General features: G+C 47.2%; 20 protein-coding genes. 11 read left to right on the plus strand and 9 right to left on the minus strand.

Annotated elements, in window-relative coordinates; all coding sequences use genetic code 11:
- Positions 1-364: 364 nt before the first annotated feature.
- The 3 genes from EKM94_RS03285 to EKM94_RS03295 all read right to left on the minus strand — a co-directional run bounded on the left by EKM94_RS03285 (position 365) and on the right by EKM94_RS03295 (position 2,811).
- On the minus strand, positions 365-676 hold the full coding sequence (locus EKM94_RS03285) for a hypothetical protein (RefSeq protein WP_125597442.1): 312 nt from the start codon (positions 674-676) through the stop codon (positions 365-367).
- Between the two features lie 771 nt (positions 677-1,447).
- Entirely contained in the window at positions 1,448-2,563 is a 1,116-nt protein-coding gene (locus EKM94_RS03290) for an ATP-binding cassette domain-containing protein (protein ID WP_164511084.1), read from the minus strand.
- A 2-nt stretch (positions 2,564-2,565) separates the two neighbouring features.
- Positions 2,566-2,811, minus strand: a complete 246-nt coding sequence (locus EKM94_RS03295; protein ID WP_125597447.1) for a hypothetical protein — start codon at positions 2,809-2,811, stop codon at positions 2,566-2,568.
- A gap of 127 nt (positions 2,812-2,938) precedes the next feature.
- Between EKM94_RS03295 and EKM94_RS03300 the strand changes: the two genes are divergently transcribed.
- Positions 2,939-3,175, plus strand: coding sequence for a hypothetical protein (locus tag EKM94_RS03300; protein WP_125597450.1), 237 nt, complete (start codon positions 2,939-2,941; stop codon positions 3,173-3,175).
- A 341-nt stretch (positions 3,176-3,516) separates the two neighbouring features.
- The gene (locus EKM94_RS03305) at positions 3,517-4,335 is read left to right on the plus strand and encodes a Cof-type HAD-IIB family hydrolase (RefSeq protein ID WP_164511085.1); all 819 of its coding nucleotides are present in this window, start codon (positions 3,517-3,519) and stop codon (positions 4,333-4,335) included.
- Between the two features lie 251 nt (positions 4,336-4,586).
- Here EKM94_RS03305 and EKM94_RS12300 read toward each other — a convergent pair whose 3' ends face one another.
- The 5 genes from EKM94_RS12300 to EKM94_RS03325 form a co-directional block, all read right to left on the minus strand.
- Positions 4,587-4,730 carry a hypothetical protein gene (locus EKM94_RS12300; protein WP_164511086.1) on the minus strand — a complete coding sequence of 48 codons (144 nt, stop codon included), beginning with the start codon at positions 4,728-4,730 and terminating at the stop codon, positions 4,587-4,589.
- 91 nt (positions 4,731-4,821) lie between these two features.
- Positions 4,822-5,466: a TetR/AcrR family transcriptional regulator gene (locus tag EKM94_RS03310; protein WP_164511087.1), complete on the minus strand. Its 645-nt coding sequence runs from the start codon at positions 5,464-5,466 to the stop codon at positions 4,822-4,824.
- 17 nt (positions 5,467-5,483) lie between these two features.
- Positions 5,484-7,100: an ABC transporter permease gene (locus tag EKM94_RS03315; RefSeq protein WP_125597459.1), complete on the minus strand. Its 1,617-nt coding sequence runs from the start codon at positions 7,098-7,100 to the stop codon at positions 5,484-5,486.
- Positions 7,087-8,019, minus strand: a complete 933-nt coding sequence (locus tag EKM94_RS03320; protein ID WP_125597462.1) for an ABC transporter ATP-binding protein — start codon at positions 8,017-8,019, stop codon at positions 7,087-7,089. Before EKM94_RS03320 ends, EKM94_RS03315 begins: the two co-directional genes overlap by 14 nt.
- Positions 8,020-8,311: 292 nt before the next feature.
- A complete protein-coding gene (locus EKM94_RS03325; RefSeq protein ID WP_125597465.1) occupies positions 8,312-8,584 on the minus strand; it encodes a hypothetical protein in 273 nt (90 codons plus the stop codon).
- A 558-nt stretch (positions 8,585-9,142) separates the two neighbouring features.
- On the opposite strand from EKM94_RS03325, the gene EKM94_RS03330 reads away from it, so the two are divergent.
- The 5 genes from EKM94_RS03330 (at position 9,143) to EKM94_RS03350 (ending at position 15,798) form a co-directional block, all read left to right on the plus strand.
- Positions 9,143-11,476 (plus strand): ABC transporter ATP-binding protein/permease, encoded by a 2,334-nt coding sequence (locus EKM94_RS03330; protein ID WP_125597468.1) that lies wholly within the window; start codon positions 9,143-9,145, stop codon positions 11,474-11,476.
- 579 nt (positions 11,477-12,055) lie between these two features.
- The gene (locus EKM94_RS03335) at positions 12,056-12,514 is read left to right on the plus strand and encodes a hypothetical protein (protein ID WP_125597470.1); all 459 of its coding nucleotides are present in this window, start codon (positions 12,056-12,058) and stop codon (positions 12,512-12,514) included.
- A gap of 137 nt (positions 12,515-12,651) precedes the next feature.
- Positions 12,652-14,010 (plus strand): TPM domain-containing protein, encoded by a 1,359-nt coding sequence (locus tag EKM94_RS03340; protein ID WP_164511088.1) that lies wholly within the window; start codon positions 12,652-12,654, stop codon positions 14,008-14,010.
- Between the two features lie 53 nt (positions 14,011-14,063).
- Positions 14,064-14,750, plus strand: a complete 687-nt coding sequence (locus EKM94_RS03345) for a hypothetical protein (protein WP_125597476.1) — start codon at positions 14,064-14,066, stop codon at positions 14,748-14,750.
- 229 nt (positions 14,751-14,979) lie between these two features.
- Positions 14,980-15,798 carry a ZIP family metal transporter gene (locus EKM94_RS03350; protein ID WP_125597479.1) on the plus strand — a complete coding sequence of 273 codons (819 nt, stop codon included), beginning with the start codon at positions 14,980-14,982 and terminating at the stop codon, positions 15,796-15,798.
- 82 nt (positions 15,799-15,880) lie between these two features.
- Here the strand turns inward: EKM94_RS03350 and EKM94_RS03355 are convergent, their stop codons facing one another.
- The gene (locus tag EKM94_RS03355) at positions 15,881-16,873 is read right to left on the minus strand and encodes a LacI family DNA-binding transcriptional regulator (RefSeq protein WP_125597482.1); all 993 of its coding nucleotides are present in this window, start codon (positions 16,871-16,873) and stop codon (positions 15,881-15,883) included.
- Positions 16,874-17,043: 170 nt separating this feature from the next.
- Here EKM94_RS03355 and EKM94_RS03360 point away from each other — a divergent pair, with 170 nt between their 5' ends.
- Genes EKM94_RS03360 through EKM94_RS03375 form a run of 4 tightly spaced genes read left to right on the plus strand, consistent with a single transcriptional unit; the run spans position 17,044 to position 20,981 of the window.
- A complete protein-coding gene (locus tag EKM94_RS03360) occupies positions 17,044-18,366 on the plus strand; it encodes an ABC transporter substrate-binding protein (protein ID WP_125597484.1) in 1,323 nt (440 codons plus the stop codon).
- A gap of 2 nt (positions 18,367-18,368) precedes the next feature.
- Positions 18,369-19,247, plus strand: a complete 879-nt coding sequence (locus EKM94_RS03365; protein WP_125597487.1) for a carbohydrate ABC transporter permease — start codon at positions 18,369-18,371, stop codon at positions 19,245-19,247.
- The gene (locus tag EKM94_RS03370) at positions 19,234-20,070 is read left to right on the plus strand and encodes a carbohydrate ABC transporter permease (protein ID WP_125597490.1); all 837 of its coding nucleotides are present in this window, start codon (positions 19,234-19,236) and stop codon (positions 20,068-20,070) included. Before EKM94_RS03365 ends, EKM94_RS03370 begins: the two co-directional genes overlap by 14 nt.
- A 14-nt stretch (positions 20,071-20,084) precedes the next feature.
- The gene (locus tag EKM94_RS03375; protein ID WP_125597493.1) at positions 20,085-20,981 is read left to right on the plus strand and encodes a DUF1861 family protein; all 897 of its coding nucleotides are present in this window, start codon (positions 20,085-20,087) and stop codon (positions 20,979-20,981) included.
- Positions 20,982-20,989 lie beyond the last annotated feature (8 nt).

The raw sequence follows: 20,989 nt of genomic DNA on the forward strand, positions 1-20,989 counted from the left end.
ACTGTGGCACGTACCACATCCGTGATCACAACGCTGCTAAAAATATCTTGGCTAAAGGCTTAGCCCTTAACTAAGAATCACAGTCCGTCTGGCAACCTGCGGACTCTAAAGGCTTTGGTAATTAGCACGTAAGACCTGCTTGCAGGCGACGGCTGTATCTAAGCAAATTGTGGTCGTGTCGCCGTTAGGCGATGCTCTCACAAGCCTGTGACTTTAGTCACGGGTGGTTGACGGATGCCCTGTCATTCTAAAAATAGAGTTCGAATCGACACGAAAGGGAAAGTTGCTATCCTCAACTTTCCCTTTTTTGTGTTCTGTTACGATTAATGGTGTGCGACTAATGTGCCGAAATCTGATTGCCCCGCTACTTTAACCAAGCTGGCGTTTGCAATTCTCTCAGTTCGTAGTAGTTAGGTTTGCTGGTCCGATTGAAAACAACCACGCATAATTTTTGGCTCGGATTCGGAAATTCATGGACTTCACCTTTGACCTTGGTATACCTGATGACCGTATCTCGGGTTGGACCCATCACGATTTCATAAGTCGGTTTATTCTGCTTGGCAATTTGTGCCCGAACAAAGCGATCACCCCTGACACCGAGGAAGATACCGAAAAGTAAAACCAAAACAATCAGAAGAATTAGATCCCCTTTATCCATGTTTCTCTTTTTTCCCATTTCTCCAACGCCCCTTCTGTGATTGACCATGGTGTGAATGAGCGCACCTCGATGCTGCCCATTGTTTCATTGCCCTAGTTCAGGTGGTCAACGATACTGAATTCGAATCCATTATATCACAAAAACAGCTGATAAAAGCTAAATATCATCTTTTTGGCGCAATCGATTTATTTTTATCATATAGAAGAAGGCGGCGGTGAGTTATGGGCAAAGGCTTCATTACAATTGCTCCTGAATTCTGGCGCCGTTACCGGGAAACGCGTGCTGAGTTCTAGCGCTATCTCTTGATCCGAACTCAGGGGCCAGACTTTTCAAACCCGTGGGTAGGTGGTTCCTAGCCGAGCATTGATCCGCGAGTTGATTACGACTGCTTTTCCGAAGCTGGTTATGATCAGCAATTTCTGGACTTCTGATTATCAGAAGTCCGCTACTATCAAGGCTTTCAGCGGGCAAAGCACTGATCGATCGACCAGTGAAGGTTAGTGCCAACCTTGGCCTTCTGCCACGTCGGCTTGATTTCGCTGAGTTTACGAAGTATCTCTGTAAAAAAAACGAACTCAGAAGATGAGTTCGTTTGTTGGCACCGTTATTCAAGCCGTTGGAACAGGAAGATGATTGCATTTAGCGGGCTCTGGCCTCTAATAAGCTGACCCTTCCAGAAGCCGAAGTTAACATTTCGTGATGCTTAACTGGTAGCTTGAACCAAAGCTTCTTAATTCAAGCTCAAGAGAACTGGGATCGGGACGGTAAGCATTTCTTGGAAATCACAACCTAGTCAGCTATCCCTAATTTGGTCAAATCGACAATTTCATCAAACAGTGGCCGGGTATCAGCGCGCAGATTATGGGTGACCATCACCACGGTTTTATCAGGTTGTTGCAAAATGTTCTGCTCGATCCGCAAGGCGGTGTCCGCGTCCAAGGCGGAGGTGATCTCATCAAGCAATAGGATCGGTCGGTCGCTCAACAACATCCGGGCCAGCGCGATCCGCTGCATCTGCCCACCAGATAAATTAGACCCACTGTGGCGCAAGTTGGTTTCCAAACCAGCGCTGAGATCGCCTAAGAATTGATCGATTCCACAAATCTCGCAAACAGCGGTTAATTTCTCCGGCGTCACTGTCCGCCCCATGACAATGTTGTCCCGTAAACTAGCCGCGAAAATATAGGGATGTTGATCAACGTAAAGCATCTGACTTTGGATCGCGTCTTCGCTGAGCTGGCGATAATCAACGCCATCAATACTCAGCTTGCCTTGGTATTCCTCATACATGGCGAACAACAAATTCAGGATCGTCGATTTCCCATAACCGGAGGGGGCGATCAAGGCGTACTTCCGCGCCTTGTCGATCTGCAAACTGAAGTCACGCAAAGTTGGCGCCGCTTGACCAGGATATTGGTAAGTCACCCGATCCATTTTGAGTTGCTCGTGAAAATCAGGTAAGGTCACCTGCTGCGGGGTAGTGACCTCATCTGTTGAGATCTGGAATTTCTCCAAGATCGGTTTGGTCGAACGCACGCCGACGATCGAGAAACTGAAGGCCGTCAAATTACCGAAAATCACGCCGCCTAAGGACGAGCAAGTAATGATACTACCGACCTTCATCAAGCCATTATTCTCACCGCAGATCGTCATCAACCCAATTTTACTTTTGGCGAAGAAGTGGGAAGACTGCGCTACTTGGCGCTTGATGGTCTGCTTTTGTCCTAGAATATAAAGGGCATTATAACCGTCAAAAACATCGGTCACTTCTTCAGTCAACTTCTCGTTGGCCTGACTGAATGCCCGGGAATGCTTCTCCAACGGCTTTTGTAGAATCTTAGGTCCTAGGATCATCAGCACAGACAGCGCCATGACTAGGAGCAGCAGACTGTAATGGTATTTCACGATCATGTCGCGTTTACGAGGACCGCAGTCAGTGTCTGCAAGGAATCGAAGATGTTCTCAAAGCCCTGGGCATCCACGATACTAACGTCGTTGGTCATCCAAGAAACGTATTTCGCGGTGTCGTTTTCCTTGACCTGAGCGTATTTCAAGCGGTTGATCCTTTCCATGGTGCTGTTGGAATACGTCAGCTTGGCGTCAGGGAAAATAAGCCTCAAAGCGCCTGAGTATGTTCCAAATTTAAAAAACATTAGGTACCATTATCTTCGCAGTAATACCATTTAGGATCAAATGAGCACCAATGGCGATTTTTGACTTGTTTTCAGTCCGGCATCTCCTATAATTATGTTAGTTGCTAAACAAGGGAGGGGATTAATCATGAGTACTGAAGGTATCATTGCCCTGGTAATCATTGGACTTATTTTAACAGCAGTTGGGATTTGGGAATTAGTGATTTCGATCAAGTATTTTCGAAATATCAAATCCGGCGCGGTCAAATCCAAAAGTGGTTTTTTAGGGTTCTCGATTTGGTTTAGTCTAGTTTTTGGTGTACTCTTTTCTGGAGCTGGCCTAGGAACCCTGATTACTGCAATCATTAATGTCACAAAATTATAGTCAAGGAAATAATAAATTGTGAACAAAAATTTGCTGAATTAAGCCAAGAGCGTTCCTGATTGGCTGAACCACCGGCGTACAGTTGGTAATGCCCTTGGTGATTTTATTGAGCGGCAATGGACATCACCAATAAATTAAGACGATAGGTTTTCGAATTTGTTACAGAAGAAGACTAAGACACAAGTTTAGTTTCAAAAATAAAAGCCTCAAAATTCCGAACTCTTCAGAATTTAGGGGCTTTTTATGTACCAAAAAAATCTGTCCAAGATACTAAGGGCAAACGCAACTTTCCCCATCTGGTGATTTCACGTATAATGAATAAGCTAAGGAAAGGTGATTCTATGTATAAAATGATTGTCAGCGATTTGGACGAGTCTTTGTTGAATGACGCCGGCCAGGTTTCGGAGCGGGATCGAGCGACGATTTTACGCTTGCAGGCGCAACAAGTTAAATTCGTTCCCAACACTGGCCGCGGGTTCGCGTCAGTGCAGGCCTTATTGAAAACGATCGGGACTTATCAACAACCAGATCAGTATGTGATTTCTTATAATGGCGGGGTGGTGGTGGCCAACCAGGCTAATCAAATTTTGCGCCATCATTATTTGCCTTTTGCTGTGGCCGATCAACTTTATCGCATGGCTTTGGCTGAGCCTGATTTGGGGATCCATTTGTACACGGTCCACCATGTCTACGTGCGCAATTTAGACGCTAATGAAGTGAGTTATATCAAATCTCGGGGTGTGGACGTTTTGCCCCTGACTGGCGCGGACCTGAGCGCCTTTGCAAAACGCCCGATCGTCAAGATCATTATGAAGAATCTAGATCCAGAGAAATTGGCTGCTTTTCGCGCCCGGGCGGAGCGCCAAGTCGCGGAACCCTTGACGGTGACTTATTCGTCGAATCGTTATGTCGAGTTCAATCCGGCCAACGTTAATAAGGGCAGCGCCACCTTGGAGCTGGGGCAAGCGCTGGGAATCAAGCCTGAAGAGATCATTGCTTTAGGCGATAATGACAACGACTTCAGTATGATCCAAGCGGCCGGCTGTGGTGTCGCCGTGCAAAACGCCGTGCCCCACATCAAAGAAGCCGCCAATTTGATTTTGACCGCCAACAATAACCAAGATCCCATCACGGAAATCTATCAACGCCTATTTCAATAAAGAGATTGAAAATAACGCAGGTATGGGGTCAAGATGAGTTCGTGGAGCTCAGGAAACGATTTGCAGAATCAAAGTGTCACAATTTCTTCAAATTTTATTCCCGCAAGAACCATAATTTGAACAAGAGCTTTTCAAACTTTCAGGTTATAGTTATTAACATAGAAAGCAAAGGAAATGCAAGAGCACTTGCCCGGTGCGCTGCAAGACCTTGTGATCTATAAACTCCAAACAAAACCCTAAACCTAAATAAGTCAGAATTGATTGCCCGTCAATGCTGACAACGTGCTCAGTGGTTGCCCGCCACGAAGCACATATTCGTCACAATTGCCCGTTGTGATGAAACAACCAATTAGTCGCACTTGCCCGGTGTGGCTAACAACCAAATTTTTCTTCATTTTTACTCCTCCCCTTAAAGAAAAGACGACCAACATCTTGCCCGGATGTTGGTCGTCTTTTCTGTTTTAACATGTTCGCTTCAGGAAAAAGTCAAGCTGGGGCGACAAAACCATATTCGACGATCCGCAAATAACGGGTCAGATCGGCCAACAGTGGTTCCATTTCCGCCACCGTGGTCACTTCTGGGTGGCTCAACAAATACTGTTGGAATTTCTGCAGATAACCGCTGGTGACATAATTCAAAACGGTTAAGGCATCGGTAGCTGTGATGCCTGGTTTAAAGGTCATTTTCGCAAAGACAGGTAGGACGAGCCGTTGGGTCAGATCCTGGTTCGCGACCATCATCTGCTCAACATACTGGCGACCACTGGCGGGTAATTGCTTGAGATGAATGAACCCATTCAATAATAATTGGAATTCCTGCGGGTATTGTAATTGCAGGCTGATTTTGTAGCGGGTGGCATTGGTGACCATTGCGACTAAATCGCCGGATTCCTGCCAAACTGCCTCGTCCATGATTGCCATCAGTCGGTCGTAAGCTTGTCGTAGCGTGGCCAAATAGAGTTGCTCTTTATTACCGAAGTATTTGAAGATCAGGCCCTTGGAGACCTGGGCTTTGGCGGCAATCGCGTCGACTTTGGTGGCTTGGTAGCCCCCACTGGCAAACAACGCTAACGCGGCCGCTTGCATGCGGGCTTTTTTGACCGGATCTTCTGGTAATCTTGTTCGTTTCATCATGTCTGCACTCATTTCTAATTGAAAATTTGATCGCGGCGATGATAGCCCCAACCGGCTATGATCAAGAGGACCACACTGAGGCCGATCATCACGCCTAAAACTGACCAATCTAAAGACTGTTGGGGAATGTTTTTGAACCAACCATAGGGTACAATCTTGACGACTTGGTCAGATAGTTGGAAGATATTTCGGAAGTACATCAGGACGAAACCAATGCCAGCGTAAGCCAACAAAAGGTGTCGCCACTTCGGCGCGAAAGCCAGCAAGACAGCGGCCACGGCGACGAACGCTAAAACCGCGACGCTGTTGGCAATGAACATTCGCCAGAAATACTTCGCCGCCACTGGCTGGGGCAAAACCGCCACATTTCCTAAGTATAACCCGAAAACACCTGCACCTAACGTTAGCCAACCGTTGATCAAGGCATAACCTACATAAGTGGCGCCTAGCCGGATGCGCCCGATTGGCTTTGCGGCGAACAATTCAATGTAACCCAATTGGCCGTCGCCGTAAAGACGATTGGCGAGAAAAAGCGCACGGATCACCGCGATTGTGACTAAAACGATACTCAAGGTGGCCATGAAGGTGATCACCACTTGATTGCCCGCTTGTTGACGGGTTTGGCTGCCGAGAATTTGCTTGATCATCGGATTGCTGTCGATCATGTCGGCTAATGTGTTGAAAATCGAACCGTACATCAGGCCAATGATCAGCGCGCCAATCAGCCAACTCCAGAAGCTGCGGGTGTCTGTTTTGATCAAGGCAGTCAACGGTCCGCGTAAGAGCCGACTTTTGACCCGACCATTGCGCACGGCGACCAAGCCGGCGCCGAGATCACGGGCATCACTGGCCCAAAAAGCCCCAGCGAAAAGAACGACGCTACTAAGCACCAATAAGCCCAAGGGCCACCAGTTATTCTGATAATAAGCGCCGGCCCGCTCCAGCCAGCCAAACGGCGACCACCAGTTGGCGCTGGGCTGGCTGACATCGATCGACATCCGGACCAAGTAGGCCAAGCCCAGTAACGCTAGCGAGCCAGCCATTGCCGAACGTGTTTCCGCCACGACTTGGGCCAGCAACAACCCAACCACGCCGAATAATAAACCGAAGGCGGCCGGTAATGTGGCCGTCAGCCAATCACCGCTCAAGTTGGCGCCGGTCATGTGGATCACCGACAGGCCGCCACCGACGAGCAATAAGGTTGCCAAATTGAATAGCAAAACTTCCCAAAATCCGGCTAGCAAGAAAGCGTGCCGGCCAACGTTTTTGGCTTGGAGCAGTTCAACTAAGCCCGCTTCCTCTTCACCGCGAGTGGCGCTGATGGCAATCAAGAGGCTGGCCAAGCCGTACATCAAGCTCATGAACACCAGCATTTCGCCGCTGAACATCACCGCGTCTGTCATCGCCACGTGCTCGGGAAAGTAGCCCAGAAAGGCGACCATCGCTGGTGTTTTCAAAGTGGCAATCAGCGATTCCCGCGCCGCTTCGTCTGGGAAAATCGTCCCGATCGCCGCCGCATAACCAACCATCAAGCCTACTAGACCCAGCAGCCAAAGGGTCAGTTTCAACCAGTCACGGCGCAAGTTGAGCCCCAACAAGCGCCCCGTTTGCGCAAAGTTATTTTTGAACATCACCGGTCACCTCTGGATCCGCTGCTTGATCGTAGTAGCGCATAAATAAGTCTTCTAAAGCGGGTGGGGCGATTTGCAAGTTCGTCACTGTCAAGGCGGCCACCGCTTGAAGCACCAGTGACAACGCCTCTGAATCCACCGCGAAAGTTGCCCGGGTCGTTTGGTGATCGATCAAGTGGAAATTGTGCACGCCGGTCAACTTAGCTAAGCTAGCGAGGTCACCCTGAGTGGTCACCGTCACGTTGGTCCGCGTCAAGTGCCGCATTTGCGTCAAGGAACCAGCCTCGATGATTTTACCTTGACGAATGATGGCGATGGTATCGCCCATTTTCTCGACTTCGGAAAGAATGTGACTGGAGAGTAAGATTGCCTTACCAGCCGCTTTCAAGCGTGCCACCTCTTGCTGGAAGATGTTCTCATTCAAAGGATCCAGACCGGAAGTCGGCTCGTCGAAAATATAAAAGTCCACATCACTGGATAAGGACGCGATCAACGCCACCTTTTGACGATTGCCCTTGGAATAAGTGCTGTTCTTCTTCGCCGGATCCAGATCGAAGGCTTGGATCAAAGCATCGGTCCGCGGCGTGTGCTGCTGACCACTCATCTTCAATAATAGGTCAATGGTTTGTCCGCCAGTGAAATTCGGCCACAAATAAACATCCCCCGGTACGTAGGCCAAGCGTTCATGAATATTGACGGCGTCTTGCCAAGCATCTTGGCCGAAAACAGTCACGGAGCCACCATCCGCCTTGAGCATACCTAAGATTGTTCGAATCGTGGTCGATTTGCCGGCGCCATTGGGACCGATGAAGCCCACGACTTCACCAGGGTTTACCTGTAAACTAACGTCACTAAGCGCGGTGAACTTGCCAAAGTTCTTGCGCAAGTGCGTGACTTGCAAAATCGGTTGAGCTGTCATGTTGTATCCTCCCCCAATCAGGTGGTTCTGGCCGCCTGATTTTCTAAAAACAGGATGATTATAATTCTTGATGACTGGTAAGTCAATGACTTTGCAGTCAATTTGATTTGGTGGGGATTCTGACTGTTCATACCAAGGTGGGCAAGTTAGTAGATGGGCCGCAGCTTGCGCTGCGCGTGGCATTGGTGGTGGATAGGTGTGGTGGGGCTCCAGGTCGGGCTGGGGGTGGTGGAACGCGGCGGGCACGACTTGAAGCTTTTCGGAAGTGCACCGAAAATCTTCAAGCTCGGCCTTATTGTAGGCGATAAATCGCCAACAATAATATCGCGGCTGACTCACCCCCAGCCCGACCTTCCGCCGGCAAACGAACGAACCACCAACGCCACGCTCCGCTCCAGCCGCTCAACGTTATAACAGCCGTTTGAGCGCTCACGCCAATTGGTAAGCCATCGCTAACTGATAAGGATCCACGCCATTGACGGCCATGGTTAGTGGTCACCAGCTTTAAATTGACGACACCAGTATAGTCGGTCTGATGAACCAAGGCAGGTTCTTGATGAATCATCTGAATCGGTCGGCTTCCAAACCAATGATTGTTAAGGAAACAAGCAGAGAGTGTTCAGCCTACGCAAAATATCCCGGTCTTCTAATCTAAATCAGTTGGCATTGTCGTACCACCCCAAAAGTGGGCGATCGTTTGACCGCTAGCTCGCAAAAGCACTTCGTCAGATATCCAACTTTGATTGCAGATAAGCTCGATTCTGCCTAGCAACCGCCTCAGGACGTGTGGCTCAGCGGTGAGATTATTCTTAGCGATTTATCGCTTAGAATAAGGCCTGATTTTGAGACAAGCCGCTGGGCTTGCGGATTGGCTCAAAACAGTGCCCACCGCGTTCCAGCCACGACAAACGTCCTGAGGCGGTTGCGTCACCACCAAACCCCACCACAACTGCAATCAAGCGAGTAATCAAGAATAGCAGCTATATTTTTCAAATCAGTTCAACCAATAAAGAATCGGTTTTTTTCAAGAAAAGTCAGACCTGCGCCCGCTTTGTTACGGCGGTTGTTATGCTATAATCAAATAAACACTTTGTCACTTGTGGAAGGATTTGGGAGGGTTATTGTGCTCGAATTAAAAGATATTAAAAAGTACTACCGCGTTGGCGAGACCGTTACAAAAGCGCTGGATGGCGTTTCGGTTGCTTTTCGTAAGCAAGAATTCGTCGCGATCTTAGGGCCCAGTGGTTCTGGGAAAACGACGCTGTTGAATATGATCGGCGGCTTGGATCAGTATGACTCTGGCGATATGGTCATCAACGGGAAATCGACTAAGAGCTTTAAACCGACGGATTGGGATGCTTACCGCAATAACTCGATTGGATTTGTGTTCCAAAGCTACAATTTGATTGGTCATTTAGGCATTCTGGAGAACGTTGAATTAGGTATGACCTTAAGTGGGGTCAGCGGCGCGGAGAAGCGGCATCGCGCTGAGGACGCGTTGATTCGGGTCGGTCTGAAAGATCATTTGCATAAGAAGCCGAACCAACTTTCTGGTGGGCAGATGCAGCGGGTCGCAATCGCCCGAGCGTTGGCCAATGATCCGGATATTTTATTGTGCGACGAGCCGACGGGGGCTTTGGATACCGAAACTAGCGTGCAGATCATGGAATTGATTCGCGAGCTTTCCGGCGAGAAATTAGTGATCATGGTCACCCATAATCCGGAATTGGCGAAGCAATACGCGGATCGGATCATTGAGTTCTCTGATGGGAAGATTCGGCATGACTCCAACCCTCACCAGGAACGGCCGAAGCCAGATCAGTTCCAATTGAAGCGGACGAAAATGAGTTTCTGGACGGCGCTTAATTTGTCGTTCAATAATATCCGGACGAAAAAAGGGCGGACGTTTTTGACGGCCTTTGCTTCTAGTATCGGGATCATTAGTATTGGCGTTGTGCTGGCGTTATCCGGTGGTTTCCAGAAACAGATCGATCAGACCCAGACGAAAACGTTGGCGAAATATCCGATCACGATCTCGCAGCAGGCGACCGACTTGCAGGCGGCTTCGGCGGAGCAGCAGAAGGAAACCAAGCAGCTCAGTGGCAAGGGCACCGCGGTCACCGCTAAGATCAGCATGCAGCAAAAGGCGATGAAGACCAACAAGATCACCACGAAATACCTGAACTATGTCAAAGATATCGATCCGGCTTTGAGCAACAACATTGGCTATACCCGCTTGGTGGGCATGAACCTGTTGCGCAAAGTCGATGGCAAGGTTGAAACGGTGACTTTTTCCAGCGCTAGTAGCAGTAACTCTGGCGCCGCGGCGATGTCGGCCTCAACTGGTTTAGGCAGCTCCTCGTTCCCAGAGCAACTGGATCAAACTAAGGAGAATTTCCTGAAGAAGAATTATCGGTTGTTGTCAGGGAGCTATCCTACCGCCGCCACTGACCTGGTGCTGGTGGTCAATTCGGATAACACAATCAATATCAACGCCTTGAAGAATCTCGGTTTTGACATCAATGATGGTGAGAAAATCGATTTCGATCAGCTGGTGGGCACCGAGATTCAGTTGGTCGGCAATGATGACTATTACACGGCGCTGCCAACGGGGAACTATATTCCCAATACAGACGTCAGCTCCTTGTATGACAAGAGTGGCAACCTCAAGCTCAAGATCGCCGGCGTGATTCGCGCGCGCAGCAATTCCAACATGGATCTGTTATCCACTGGCGTTGCTTACAGCGATAAATTGGCGCGGCAGATCATTGATTTGAACCAAGATTCCGCGATCGTCAAGGCGCAAAAAGCGACCGACGTCAATGTGATGACCAACCAGAAGATGGACGCCACCACGAAGCAGACTTTTTTGGCTACGTTAGGCGGCAGCAGTATGCCTTATAGCCTCATGATCTATCCGAATAATTTCAAAGATAAAGATGCTGTTTTGAAGTATTTGGATAAATGGAACAAGGGCAAGAGCAAGACCAATAAAATCACCTACCTGGATCTCGCCGGTACCGTGACCAATTTAACCGGTGGTTTGATGGACGCGATCACCTATGTGCTGGTCGCTTTCGCCGCGATCTCGCTGATCACCAGCATGATCATGATCGGGATCCTGACCTATACGTCAGTGCTGGAGCGGACCAAGGAGATCGGGGTGCTGCGCGCGTTAGGGGCCCGGAGCAAAGACGTGACCCGAGTATTCGACGCCGAAACCTTTATTTTAGGCGTTTCTTCCGGATTATTAGGGATCCTGATCGCCGAATTGTTGACCTTCCCGATCAATTCCCTGTTGTATAATCTGACCGATTTGAAAAATGTCGCGATCCTCGATCCTGTCCAAGCGTTGATCCTAGTTGTGGTCAGCACCATCTTGACCATGTTAGGCGGGCACATTCCAGCTAGAATGGCCGCCAAGAAAGACGCCGCGATCGCGTTGCGCGCGGAATAGTTGGTGGATTTCAATCGACTCAGAATAGTTTTCAGCTTTTAATGAAAATAGACGCTTGCCTTCGCCGGCAATTTTCGGCGCTAGTGGGAGTCTATTTTTGATTGGTTGTCGAAAGATAAAGCCCAGCTGTTTCCCCAAAAAAAGTGACACTGAATTCGGGCGGCCGTCAATTTTCAATTGAAAATGGTTTCATTTTGGACGGACTGCGGTATGATAGAAGGGAAAGAACAATGGCTCCGGGAGCGAGGTGCGGCTTCCAAAATTCTGGCTGGGCTAATGCTCAGGAGCACTACCCGGGGTGGCTCGCACTCTATCAAAACGTGCTCCGCGCAACTGACTTCTGTGCTTAGCTACGCTCTTGTTCCGGAAGCAAAGGACGCTTCCAAAACAAGAGCTAGGCTAATGCTCGAAGTCAACCCGTTGCTCTCCGCACTCTATCAAAATGTGCTGCGAGGTGCAGACCGCTGCGCCTTAAAGTATCAGATTGCCCAATCTGCTGCGCAGCTTAGTCAATCTGATAAATTAATGCTCACGGTCTAACCGCACCTCTCCGCACTCTATCTAATGGGGGTAATAAATATGTTTGAATCTGATGCTAAATTGATTGTGACTGGTTGGTTGGTGCAGGAGGATGTTGATTTTTTGGCTGAGACTGATCGGTTGTCGTTTTTCCTGTATCTTTATGAGTTGTTGGCGAAGAATGATGGGTTGCCCAGTGATTTCAGTGGGTTTACTTTAGAGCCGCTCTTAAACCAACCGCAATTGTTGAAGTATCGCGATGCTTATCGGGCTGATCCGGCGGCGTTCACTAAGGCGGCGGTGGCCGCGTATCAGCGGCAACCGCAACGGGTCAATGAGAGTTTAGCGACAATGGCTTATGTGCTGGTCAAGAATAATTCGTTGGAATTCTTGCAGGATTTCGTTCATGGGTTTGATTTTTGGCGGGGCTGGCAACGGAATCATCAACCGAGTCAGACTTGGGCGTTGACGCAACACGACCAAGAACGGATCGCTGAATATTTCGATCGGCAGGCTTAGTTTTTGTGTTTCAGAAGTGTCGTTGGTGTAGTCGGGCAAGTTAACAAGTTGGACAATTGGATCAGTCTGGAGAGGCCGGTCCTTTTTTCGTCAGGGCGATTCTGGCAGGTCAAGAATAAGGGTAGGGGGTAATGATTATGAAGAAGAAATGGATTGTGGCGTTGGGTTGGTTAATGGGCTTGGTGCTCTTAGGTGTGGGCAGTGGTGCGGCGCAACCGGTGGCGGCGACGAATTCCGCTTGGGTCGCCGATCACGCCGAAGTGCTGTCCCACAAGACGGTCACTCAGATCGATCGGCTCAACGATCAGACATTCAAGCAGCTCACAGGGCAGCCGCAATTAGCGGTGGTGACGCTTCAGCGATTGCCGAAAGATGAAGATGACATCCATGATTACGCCGTTGATTTGTTCACGAAAATGGGTGTCGGACATCAAGGCTGGGATAATGGGTTGTTACTCACGGTGGCGGTCAAGGATCGCAAGTATGATTTGACCGTGGGGTATGGCTTGGAGAATGTGATTCCTGATGGCGCGAAGAAGAAAGTGGTGACGAAGGCGGTCACGAAGCAGTTGAAGGCGGGTCAGTATGATTTGGCGATCAGACAGATGACCGCGAATCTGGGTACTTATTTGGTGCAGCGAAAAGGCAATATTTTAACGCCAACGCAAATGGCCGCCAAGCAGGCTGCCAGTAAGCGGCGCAAACAAATTATTTGGACGATCGTCTTGATCGTGCTGGGCCTCTTGGCATGCTTGGGAATCTATGCTTGGGTCCAATACGCGCGCAAGCAACGGGTTTGGCGGCAATTTGCCCGTGACCGCGTGGCGGCGGCTGATTTCGTACAGGCATATCCTTTGGCGACGGCGGTTTCCACTGCGGGTATTCAGAAAGAATTGGAGCTCCTGGATCACCTCAATTCGGCGCCGAAGCAGAACACAGATTACCAGGTGATGCTACAAGTGGTCTATCCAGTGTTAACCAAGGAACTTACCACGATTTTACAAACCAATTCGGTGTCTTTGACCAATCCAATCAGCGACTACACCTTGGTGTTGACGCAACCCGCCAAAGCCACGTTATTTGCGGTGCGGACCTTGGATGATTTATTAGATTTATTGACGCCGTTTGCCCAGGCTTACGCGGCGACAGAAACGCTCTATCAGGAAATTTGGCAACAATATTGCCAAGAGAACGGGGTGAACGCGGATCGGCAAGAGCACCTCTGGCGATTTATTCAGGGCCACGCCAATTATAATGAAGCCGTGACCGCGGCACAGGTCAAAAGAATGATCCGTCAGGTCGATAAAGTGATGGACGACCATGGGAAAGTCACAATCACCGAAGGCAGCAAAGGCAGTGACTGGCCGACTTGGTGGGTCGTTTACAGCGTTGCCAGTAGTCAAAGCAATAGTAGTTCTTCCGGTTCTAACGACAGTTTCGGCGGCGGCTTTGGCGGTGGCAGTACCGGTGGCGGCGGCTTCTCCGGCGGCTGGTAGTGCAAAATTGACGGTGATTTGGGGTCAACCATGTTAGAAGATGAAAGTAAGGAATGACGACAAACTTTAAACTAGGGCTATTTCTATTAGGCGGCGGGCTATTACTGTTGGCGTTATTGATTGTGGGCCTACTTTTATATCATCACCGCCAACGGGTTTGGCAACGATTTGGGCACCAGCGGCTAGTGGCAACTGATTTTCGCCAACAGTATCCTTTGGTCCGCTTTCTCGATCAGGGGGAGTGGCAGCCATTTTTGCAGGGAGCTAACGCGCCGAGTAGCCTAAAGGATCGTCAACTTTTACGGTTGGTTTGCTATCCGGCGCTTTGCTTAAAAATCAGTTGGCTCCTTGAACATAATCCAGTCGCCCACGCCTATCCCAGCGCCGATTATCGCCTGGTGATCACGCAAGTTCCGCCGCAACAAATTTTTGCGGCGCTAACGTTGTCCCAGCTGGTGCGCCAACTGGATCCGTTGATCGTTCTGATCAAGCCAACGATGATTCGTTATCAGGACGCGCTTTGGCGGTATCGCCAGGATCAAAATCTGTCGGATCGGCGGCTACGTCAATTGACCCGTTATGTTTGGCAACGGGTGGATTTCCACCAGGAACCAACCGTTGCCCAGACGCGGTTACTGATCGTGGCGCTGGCTCAACAGCTGGATCAGGAAGGGCTTGAACGGCCGGTGGAGCAATCGGGTAATGCTTTGTTTGAAGATCAAGCTCGCTTTCTCAGGTGAACCCGCGAGCAAAAGCCAATTTATCAATTCAAATGTCAAATGGTCAGACCATGCTTTGCCAGCGGCGGTTGCGATTGGCAAAAAGTAACGATCACGTTGAAAAAGCGTGATCGTTTTTTACTGGACGGCAGTTATGTTAGCGTGGCCTAATAGAAACCTTTATAAATGCTAAATATTTGTTTAACTTTTCCTTTAAACATGGTAAAGTAGGTGTGAAGGAGTGAATTTGATGATCGAGTTTTTTATAGGGCTGCAACCGTGGCAGCAGGCTCTATTGGGGACCCTCTTTACCTATTTCATGACCGCTTTGGGCGCGGCCTTGGTTTTCTTCTTTAAGGAAATCAAGAAAGAAGTACTTAATTACATGCTGGGCTTCGCGTCTGGGGTGATGATCGCGGCCAGCTTCTGGTCGTTACTTGACCCCGCCATCGCCCGAGCAGAGGAGAACGGCGATATCGCCTGGCTGGCCGTCGCGATTGGTTTCGCGTTTGGCGGCTTGTTTCTGTACGGCGCCGATCGGCTACTGCCTCATATTGATGGTGCTCGCAAAAGCACAAAAAAAGGTTTCCCTGATTACCTCAAGAAAACCTTCTTGCTTGTTTTTTCGATCACGCTTCATAATATTCCAGAAGGGCTGGCTGTCGGGGTGGCGTTTGGGGCGGTCAATCAGGCTGCCGACCCCCGCCTCGCTGTGTTAGCCGCGATCTCAGTGACGCTTGGCATCGGGATTCAAAACTTCCCCGAAGGCGCTGCTGTTTCGATTCCCATGCGCCAAGCGGGGACCAGTCGAACCAAAGCCTTTTTCTACGGGCAAGCTTCCGGCTTCGTTGAACCGATCGCCGGGGTGCTAGGGGCGCTACTCGTTAGCGCCATGACCCAGATTCTGCCCTATGCCTTGGCCTTTGCCGCCGGCGCGATGATCTATGTCGTGGTGGAAGAATTGATTCCCGAAGCGCAACAATCCCACAAAGAACACAGTCATATGGCCGTTTTCGGTGTCATGACCGGCTTTGTGATCATGATGATCCTGGATGTGGCGCTGGGGTAACCGTTTATATATATTTTGGATAATTAGATGCATAACAAAAATGGTCAGGGCTAGAAATGCCTTGGCCATTTTTGTTATGTTTTTAAACGGTACCACGTTTTATCAGTTTTGGTTTCAAGCAAATTTGCTTGATTGGTGCTTCTGGAGAAGTGATTCGTTCTTGGAGCAACGCGTATGCGGTATCACCCATTTCTAGGAGATTTGTTGCCATTACTGTCATCCGTGGATGGGTCATTCTTGATAAGTCAGTATCATCGAATGACAAAATTTTGACGTCGTGTGGGATCGAAAGTTTGTGACTTTGGAAATAATTTATTAGTGAATAGGCATAGCCATTATTCACGCAAAACCAAGCGTCGGGGAGGTCATCAAGCTGACGAATTGCATCAAAAAGAAAGCCCTGATTTTCTTTGAGATGGCAGATCGTCCACTCGGGTTTGGATTGAAAGTTGAGCTGCTTTTGTGCCAACTCGAAGCCAATGAAACGCTCCTGATAACTCGGAGAACGATCAATGTCACCGATGAAGCCGATTGTCTGTACTGAATTGGCTGCCAGAAATGCCAATGCCTCAATGCTGCCATCAATGTTAGCAGTTAAGACACTGTCAATATCTAAATTTGGCTGGTGATGATCAATTAGGACTTTCGGTGTCTTGATTGCTTCCAGTTTTCTTAAATATTCCGTTGAAAAGTAAGAAAGAATGAAAATGCCATCGTAGTTTCCCTGTTCAATTTGTGGTGGTAGTTGCAATTCTTGCTCCTGTTCACTTGAAATAGCGTAAATGTCGATTTGTTGATTGTTTTTGAGAATCTTTTCCTTAATCTCACTAAGGATAACTCCAAAAAAACTGTTAAGAGTCAAAGTCAAATCTGTTGTGATCAAGGCGAAAAGAGAACCGTTGTTTGTCACCGCATCGTTTGCTCGCTCGGAATAGTTATAGCCAACCTTTTGGGCAGTCTCGTGAACCAGCTCGCGAGTACGGACGCTAACTGTATCCTTGTTACGTAGTGCTTGCGAAACCGTATTTTTTGAAATTCCTAAACGATCCGCAATAGTTTGCATTGTCACTTTCATGAATTATAGCTCCAGTCATATTACTAACATTACCGTAATTATAATTTATCTTGACTTGGCAATCAAGTGTGCCGTTAAAAAAATATTAAAAACATTACTTGACACAATTACGATAATGTTATTATAATGTACTTGTAATTAATAGCGCTTACACTTTAGGAGGAGTTAAAATGAAATTCAAACGTCTCGCTTTATTGGCAGCGGTTTGTGCCACTACACTATTTGGATTAGCCGCTTGTGGTAGTAAAAGTTCGGAGCAATCGGGTGATAAAACAACCATTACTTTTTGGGCAGCACCAAATCCACCTCAAGTAAAATACTGGAAGAAGATGGCAACGGAGTTTGAGAAAAAGAATCCTAAGATCACTGTTAAAGTTTCGCAAATGAAAGAAAGCCCAACTTCTGAAGCAACAATTCAATCTGCCATTGCATCTGGTACTGCTCCAACAATGTCAGAAAACATTACTCGTAGTTTTGCTGCACAACTCGCAAAAAGCAAAGCAATCGTACCTTTGAACAATGATGAGAGCACTAAGAACTTAATGAATGACGTAGTTAGCGGTCGTAATATGACGAAAACTATTAAGAGTTGGAAATTCTCTGATGGAAATCAGTTCGTTGTGCCACTATATTCAAATCCAATGCTAGTTGGCTGGCGCTTAGATACACTTAAGAAAATTGGAATTGATTCAGTTCCTAAAACGTATAGTGATGTGCAGAAGGTTGCGGATGCTTTGAAGGCGAAGGATCCTAGCAAAGTTGTATATGCGAATCCGACAGTGGTGGACCCTACTGCATATCAACGCTGGTTTGACTTTTTCCCATTTTATGACGCTGCTAGCAATGGTGCTAGCTTTATTAATGGCACGAAATTTGTTGGGGATAAAGATGCTGGTGTAACTGTCTTTAAGTTTATGCAGGATCTGTATCAGGATAAAGAATTAATTACGAAGAAAACAACGGATCCGTTTGAATCAGGACTTTCAGTTATGAATATCATTGGACCATGGACATTCCCAAATTGGGCCGAAAAGTATCCGAACTTGAAGTTTGACGATACTTATACGATTACTAGTGTTCCGGTTCCAGACGAAATGGCTGATGCTGATAACGTTAAGACCTATGCGGATGCCAAGGGTGTTGTATTGTATGCAAAAGCAACAAATGCACAGAAGAAAGCCGCAATGAAATTCTTGAAATTTGTCATGAGCGACGTGAACAATGATGTATCATTACTTAAATTAACTTCATTGTTACCTGCACGTGATGATGCTTCCACCAATAGCGCTTTTAAGAATTACTTTGAGAGTAACCCAGAGATGAAGGTTTACGCTGCTAATGTACCGAATGCAATTCCAGCAATGGATAATGCAGATTACAATACACTACAAGAGAAGCTTGGCAACGATGGCTGGATTCCTGCAGTTACTGGCAAGAAAACACCTGAGAAGGCTTGGGCAGATATGGTAAAGGCAATTAAAGGAGCGCTGTAATCATGAAGCGTAGAAACAACAAGTTGGGCTGGCTGTTTACCAGCCCTTATCTTATTTTTACAACTATATTTTTCTTACTTCCGCTGTTCTGGTCTTTCTGGCTAGCGTTGACGAATTGGAATTTGATTTCACCAGAGATCAAGTTTGTTGGACTGGAAAACTTTATTGTTTCATTTAAGAATGCAAAGATCCATCAGGCCTTTTTCGTGACCTATAAGTTCTTAATTGTTTTTGTCCCGTTGGCTTTAATTTTATCTATGTTGGTAGCGGTGTTGGTCAATCGCTTACCGAAATTTAAAGGCGTTTTCTTGGTGGCCTTCTTTCTTCCATATCTTTCAAGTGGAGTTGTGACCTCTCTGATTGTTAAGGGAATTCTGTCCTATAACGGGCCAATCAGCACTTGGTTGCGAAATTCGTTTGGATGGGATGTCGACTGGCTTGGATCACCAACAGCCGCATTAATTGTTGTTTCTGTAATGATTGCATGGAAAATGTCCGGATATTATGGCTTGATTCTGGTTTCGGGATTGAACAGTATCAATACAGAAATTTATGAAGCAGCTGCACTGGACGGAGTAAATGGTTGGCAACGATTTTGGAAAATTACTGTTCCAATGCTATATCCCTCTCTCTATACAGTGCTGATTTTAGCGATTGGCGTCAGTTTCGGGATCTTTACGGAAGTTTATCAGTTAACTGGTGGGGGACCAAATGGTGCGACAAACACTTGGCAAATGGAGATTTATAATCAGGCGTTTGTTAACTTGAAGTCTGGATATGCGTCGGCCATTGCACTGATTGCAGCCGTTGTGACCTTCCTCTCCATTGGTGTTTTGCGCAATTTGATTGAAAAGTGGGGTAAACATTATGGTTGGAACTAAGAACAAAACGCTGAAAGTTACCCTAAATTATATTTTCACCATTGTGTTTTTATTGATTATGATTTTTCCGTTTATTTACTTGGTTCTAAATTCGTTTGCAAGTTGGGATCAGGTGGATAAGCATTTAATCCCAACAAGTTATTCCTTGCGGTCTTGGCAGTGGCTATTCAGCAATAGCGTAACTGTGGCGCCTGCACCATGGGTTCAGGCGTTTCTACACACGTTCATTGTTAGTACAATTACGGTGTTCTTGATGATGTTGTTTGCTGTTATGGTTGCTTATGCTTTGGCAAAAATCGAATTTCGCGGGAAGAAGTTGGTGGATAACTTCATTCTTTTCCAAATGTTCTTTCCAGGAATAATCCTTTTGATTCCACAATTCTTGTTGATTACAAAAGTGGGATGGATCGATACCTTTCAAGGGATGATCTTACCAACCGCGGTGAGCCTTTGGGCAATCTTTATGTACACCAACTTTTTCAAAGCAATTCCGGACACATTAATTGAATCAGCGAAGCTAGATGGTGCAACTGATATGCAAATTCTATTCAAGATTGTTGTACCAATGTCAAAATCGATTACAACAGTTATTTTCCTATTCCTTTACACAGAGAGATGGACAACATTGCTTTGGGATATGATTGTTTCGAAAAGCGATAGTACTGTGACCTTAAATGTACTGATTTCACAAATGTTTGGACCATACGGAACTTATCCTGGACCCATGTATGCAGCATCAGTGCTACTAACTTTACCGTTGATATTACTGTTCTTGCTGTTCTCAAAGAATTTCCAGGAGGGTATGCAATATACCTTGAAATAGGAGGTCAAAGCGAAATGAAGACGATTGATACTTTGTTGGAGAGCTACCGACGGCAGAGAAAGACATGTCAAATTGAAAAAATGGTGTTCACAGGCGTTGGAGATAGGGACGTCTATAATACGTCCACGCCATTTGAATTGAATCATCAGATTTTGATTGCCGGCCGTGTTGAGCCGCGCGACAGCGAACAATCACAAACAGTATTGTTCAGGCAGGTTTCCCAAAATAGATTTGCGAAGATCCCAGATTTTTCTTTAGCACTGCAGGATCCATTTATTACACAGATAGATGGTGAAATATTACTCGGTGGTGTTCAAGTAGATTGGTCACATGATTCTGGTCCAGTTTGGCGAACTGAATTTTATCGACTGAATTCGGATTTATCAACAGATTTCCTATTCGCCGGTCCTAGCAAGATGAAGGATATCCGTTTATGTCAGTTGCGCAGTGGTCAAATCTTAGTACTTACTAGACCGCAAGGCGGACAGGCTGGTGCGGGTAAGATTGGATTAGTGATTGCCCAAGGCATGGAGGAACTGTGTACGCTTGATTTGAATACAGCACCCTTACTTGAAAATAATTTTTCTGAGGGAACTTGGGGTGGTGCAAATCAAATTGAACAGATTTCTAAGAATGTTGTTTATGTCTTAGGTCATATAGCTCGAATGGTTGGCGATAGCAATCGTAACTACTATGCATTGTCGTTTTATATTGATCTCGAAGCTAACACTATCTTTGGTGAACGTATCATCGCTGAACGGAAAGATTATTTGGCTGGACCGTGCAAACGCGATGATTTGGCCGATGTCGTCTTTACATCTGGACAAATTGTTGAGAGGGATTCCGGGAAGCGCTGGCTGATGTGCGGAACAAGCGACTGTGAAGAACAAATTATAGAGTTTTATAATTAATTAAAGAT

This window comes from Lapidilactobacillus achengensis (assembly GCF_003946655.1).
In the GTDB taxonomy this organism is placed as follows: Bacteria; Bacillota; Bacilli; order Lactobacillales; family Lactobacillaceae; genus Lapidilactobacillus; species Lapidilactobacillus achengensis.

Excerpts from the sequence above, each read along its gene's own strand:
- EKM94_RS03315 (WP_125597459.1), bottom strand. The coding sequence starts at position 7,100 with ATGTTCAAAAATAACTTTGCGCAAACGGGGCGCTTGTTGGGGCTCAAC.
- EKM94_RS03335 (WP_125597470.1), top strand. The coding sequence starts at position 12,056 with ATGTTTGAATCTGATGCTAAATTGATTGTGACTGGTTGGTTGGTGCAG.
- EKM94_RS03350 (WP_125597479.1), top strand. The coding sequence starts at position 14,980 with ATGATCGAGTTTTTTATAGGGCTGCAACCGTGGCAGCAGGCTCTATTG.
- EKM94_RS03345 (WP_125597476.1), top strand. The coding sequence starts at position 14,064 with ATGACGACAAACTTTAAACTAGGGCTATTTCTATTAGGCGGCGGGCTA.
- EKM94_RS03320 (WP_125597462.1), bottom strand. The coding sequence starts at position 8,019 with ATGACAGCTCAACCGATTTTGCAAGTCACGCACTTGCGCAAGAACTTT.
- EKM94_RS03295 (WP_125597447.1), bottom strand. The coding sequence starts at position 2,811 with ATGTTTTTTAAATTTGGAACATACTCAGGCGCTTTGAGGCTTATTTTC.
- EKM94_RS12300 (WP_164511086.1), bottom strand. The coding sequence starts at position 4,730 with ATGAAGAAAAATTTGGTTGTTAGCCACACCGGGCAAGTGCGACTAATT.
- EKM94_RS03305 (WP_164511085.1), top strand. The coding sequence starts at position 3,517 with ATGTATAAAATGATTGTCAGCGATTTGGACGAGTCTTTGTTGAATGAC.
- EKM94_RS03355 (WP_125597482.1), bottom strand. The coding sequence starts at position 16,873 with ATGAAAGTGACAATGCAAACTATTGCGGATCGTTTAGGAATTTCAAAA.
- EKM94_RS03365 (WP_125597487.1), top strand. The coding sequence starts at position 18,369 with ATGAAGCGTAGAAACAACAAGTTGGGCTGGCTGTTTACCAGCCCTTAT.
- EKM94_RS03360 (WP_125597484.1), top strand. The coding sequence starts at position 17,044 with ATGAAATTCAAACGTCTCGCTTTATTGGCAGCGGTTTGTGCCACTACA.
- EKM94_RS03285 (WP_125597442.1), bottom strand. The coding sequence starts at position 676 with ATGGGAAAAAAGAGAAACATGGATAAAGGGGATCTAATTCTTCTGATT.
- EKM94_RS03370 (WP_125597490.1), top strand. The coding sequence starts at position 19,234 with ATGGTTGGAACTAAGAACAAAACGCTGAAAGTTACCCTAAATTATATT.
- EKM94_RS03375 (WP_125597493.1), top strand. The coding sequence starts at position 20,085 with ATGAAGACGATTGATACTTTGTTGGAGAGCTACCGACGGCAGAGAAAG.
- EKM94_RS03325 (WP_125597465.1), bottom strand. The coding sequence starts at position 8,584 with ATGATTCATCAAGAACCTGCCTTGGTTCATCAGACCGACTATACTGGT.
- EKM94_RS03340 (WP_164511088.1), top strand. The coding sequence starts at position 12,652 with ATGAAGAAGAAATGGATTGTGGCGTTGGGTTGGTTAATGGGCTTGGTG.
- EKM94_RS03300 (WP_125597450.1), top strand. The coding sequence starts at position 2,939 with ATGAGTACTGAAGGTATCATTGCCCTGGTAATCATTGGACTTATTTTA.
- EKM94_RS03310 (WP_164511087.1), bottom strand. The coding sequence starts at position 5,466 with ATGAAACGAACAAGATTACCAGAAGATCCGGTCAAAAAAGCCCGCATG.